This is a genomic window from Mycobacterium sp. (genome assembly GCF_035603715.1).
GTDB lineage: Bacteria > Actinomycetota > Actinomycetes > Mycobacteriales > Mycobacteriaceae > Mycobacterium.
Genome location: NZ_DATNJW010000549.1, coordinates 1 through 2,324, shown reverse-complemented (window position 1 = coordinate 2,324; position 2,324 = coordinate 1). Strand labels below are relative to the sequence as shown.

Genomic DNA, 2,324 nt, shown 5'->3' with positions numbered 1-2,324 from the left:
AGCTGGTCACCGAACTCAGGATCGAGTTCAGGATCGGGTCAATGATCGCGTCCAGACCATCGGCGTGAGCCGGCGGAACGCTGGCCAACGGGGTCAACCCGAACGCCAAAAACGCCCCGGCAGAACCACCGAGGCCAAGTGTGCGACGACGGGCTTTACTCTTCCCCGCCCGCCGATTCTTCTTTGAGTGCTGACCAGCCATCTCCCCGAACCCTTCCCTAAGCTAAGTGTGAGCTGAGTATTCTCAGGCCCCGTTAAGCTACCCCGACCGTTACCTGAGTGAAATAGAAACTCGCAAAAATCTAGAAATATTTTTTTTGGTGCCCCAGAAGCGACATCGCCGCTGCTCAACGCGGTGCTTCGTTACCTCAGTTAACTATCTAAACGTGCGATATGTGCGTCAGCGCGCGCAAAAGGCTCCCAGGTACGAGACGGCGCCGCCGACCGGTTACTTAGTTACCCAGCAATCGGTCATCAAAGAGCCGCGTCCAATACAGACGCCGTGCCGGCTCTGCTGGCAACCGCGACCGGTAGCTCAAAGATGGCGTTGAGCTGGACACATGAGTCAGGCCCAGGAGCGAAGCCGACCTCGATCAACAACATTATTACGAATACCTATGGATTTTTTGATTGGTTAGCAAAGTAAATCATTGTCGAGACTGGGCCTTCTCAGGTCCGACTCAGGTGCTCGTGGGTGCCCAATGGTGAACAAAAGTTAAGAGCACGGTTACTTAATCTTTAAAGAGATCAAGCAACTCTAGAGCGGTGCTTAGCGCTAGCATTCAGGAGATTAAGGGCCATATATGACACACCTGATGAGCGTAGGAAACCTTGGGTCATATAGGTTATCGAGGGGTCGGATGGGGATGGCTGAACGCCTGAAAGCTGAGAAAACCCAATGACTGGGCTGCTACGTGCGGTCCGCAAGCAACGCGGCCTCACGCTGTCCTCCCTTGCCGAGCAGACGGGATTGACGAAGAGCTATCTATCGAAGATCGAGCGCCGGCAGAGCACGCCGTCCATCGCGGTGGCACTGAAGGTTGCCCGCGCGCTCGATGTCGACGTCGCTCAGTTGTTCTCCGACGAATCGGCCGACGAAACCATCGTGGTCGACCGGGCCGACGATCGCACCGATGACGGCGGCTATCGCCTGCTGGCCCCGAATCTGCTCGGAAAAGCTATGTCGCCCTTCCTAGTTCGGCCCCCTGATGGCGCCGACGATCCCATTCCTGCCCACCCTGGTCAGGAATTTGTGTTCGTGCATTCGGGAACAGTTGAACTCGAGTACGGCGACCACATCGTCACCCTCGAAGCAGGCGATAGTGCCTACTTTGACGCGTCGGTCAGCTATCACCTCCGGGCGGTAGATCCAGCGCGCGCCGAGGTAGTCGTCGTCGCATACATCGACCCCAGCGCCGGCCGCGCCTGATCGCCGTCAGCACCAGCCGATTTCACCGCGTGTCCTGCCGGGTGGAGCATGCACCCGCCCGCTAAGGTATCGAACAACCGTTCGGTATAGGTAGGAGTCCGCGTGCGGGTGATGGGCGTCGATCCGGGGCTGACCCGCTGCGGGCTATCCGTTGTGGAGAACGGCAGGGGCAGGCAGATCATCGCGCTGGACGTCGACGTCGTCCGAACGCCGGCCGACGAACCGTTGCAGCGCCGCCTGCTGGCGATCAGTGAGGCCGTCGAGCACTGGCTGGACACTCACCATCCCGACGTCCTGGCGATCGAGCGGGTGTTCGCCAATCAGAACGCGAACACCGCGATGGGCACCGCGCAGGCCGGCGGCGTGATCGCGCTCGCGGCCGCAAGACGCGACATCGACGTGCACTTCCACACTCCCAGCGAGGTCAAAGCCGCCGTGACGGGCAACGGCCGCGCCGATAAGGCTCAGGTAACCACGATGGTCACGAGAATCCTTGGGCTGCAAGCCAAACCGACGCCCGCCGATGCCGCCGACGCCTTGGCGCTGGCCATCTGTCACTGCTGGCGCGCGCCGATGATCGCGCGGATGGCCGAAGCCGAGGCCAAGGTCGCCGAGCAGCGTGCGAAGTTCGCCGCAAAAGTGAAGGCGGCCAGATGATTTCGTCAGTTCGCGGTGAGGTCCTCGAGATCGCCCTCGACCATGTCGTCATCGAGGCATCGGGCGTCGGATACAAGTTGATGGCGACCCCGTCCACGCTCGCGACGCTGCGCCGCGGGAGCGAGGCGCGACTGATCACGGCGATGATCGTGCGCGAAGACTCGATGACGCTCTACGGCTTTCCCGACGGCGACGCCCGCGACCTGTTCCTGACGCTGCTGGGCGTCTCCGGCGTCGG

General features: G+C 60.9%; 4 protein-coding genes. 3 read left to right on the top strand and 1 reads right to left on the bottom strand.

The window, feature by feature from the left end; genetic code table 11:
• On the bottom strand, positions 1–202 hold a 202-nt coding region (locus tag VN856_RS22645; protein WP_325693230.1), incomplete at its 3' end, for a hypothetical protein.
• A 696-nt stretch (positions 203–898) separates the two neighbouring features.
• Here VN856_RS22645 and VN856_RS22640 point away from each other — a divergent pair.
• The 3 genes from VN856_RS22640 to ruvA form a co-directional block, all read left to right on the top strand.
• Positions 899–1,429 carry an XRE family transcriptional regulator gene (locus tag VN856_RS22640; RefSeq protein ID WP_325693227.1) on the top strand — a complete coding sequence of 177 codons (531 nt, stop codon included), beginning with the start codon at positions 899–901 and terminating at the stop codon, positions 1,427–1,429.
• 102 nt (positions 1,430–1,531) lie between these two features.
• Positions 1,532–2,086: a crossover junction endodeoxyribonuclease RuvC gene (gene ruvC / locus VN856_RS22635; RefSeq protein WP_325693225.1), complete on the top strand. Its 555-nt coding sequence runs from the start codon at positions 1,532–1,534 to the stop codon at positions 2,084–2,086.
• Positions 2,083–2,324: Holliday junction branch migration protein RuvA (ruvA, locus tag VN856_RS22630; RefSeq protein WP_325693222.1), on the top strand; the 242-nt coding region annotated here is incomplete at its 3' end. The genes ruvC and ruvA, both read left to right, overlap by 4 nt.

Coding starts and splice junctions, on each gene's coding strand:
- VN856_RS22640 (WP_325693227.1), top strand. CDS start 899: ATGACTGGGCTGCTACGTGCGGTCCGCAAGCAACGCGGCCTCACGCTG.